General features: G+C 71.6%; 1 protein-coding gene. It reads right to left on the bottom strand.

Annotation, left to right across the window (positions count from 1 at the left end; genetic code table 11):
* The coding region (locus FLV34_RS41095; protein WP_187280895.1) for a hypothetical protein at positions 1-663 on the bottom strand (663 nt) is incomplete at both ends.

The following is a 663-nucleotide window of genomic DNA, read 5'->3' as shown; positions in this document are numbered from 1 at the left end:
TCCGAAGCCGTCCCGCCCGAAGACGCTGTGTCCGAAGGTGCTGTGTGCCAATGCGCGCCACCGTCGGCAGGCCATGCGGAGCCGCCCCGCGTGGCGTGCGGTGCTCCAGACTGAGTCGCGGCGCGGTCGCAGCAATCGCCCTTGGTGGGCGCGGTCTCGTCGCTCTCGGCAGAGCTGGTGCTCGTGGTGTTGTCGTCTTCGGCGGAGTTGGCGTTCGCGGTGTGGTCGCTCTCGACAGCGGCGGTGCTTGCGGTGTCGCGCGGCTCGCACTCGCCGGGCCGCCGCTCACCGGCTCCACAGTCGCGAGCCTCCTCGTCGCGAAGTCCGCTCGTCGCATATGGAGAGCCCGTTGCGGAGTCGGTGCTTTCGGCGTCGCCGTCGCAGTCGCCGGTGGCAACGGTCTCGTTCGGGGCCTCGGGGTTTCCGGTCGCGTGGTGAGTGTGGCCGCTGGGGGCGCTGTCGCTGAGGTCCGCGAGGTGGTCGCCGGTGTCATCGGCCTCGGCGGGTGCAGGGGCGCCGGTGTGGTCCTGGCCTTGTTCGAAGCCCTCGGCGTCCCGCGCGTTTTCGACATGGTCGGCGGTGTCGTCGGCCTGGCTCGGCTCGTCAGTGGTCCCGGTGGTGTCGGGGGCGTAGTCGCTGGGGGCGCTGTCGCCGAGGTCTGCG

The sequence above is a fragment of the Microbispora sp. CSR-4 genome, from assembly GCF_008033685.1.
Classification (GTDB): Bacteria; Actinomycetota; Actinomycetes; order Streptosporangiales; family Streptosporangiaceae; genus Microbispora.
This window is presented reverse-complemented; position numbering and strand designations above follow the sequence as displayed.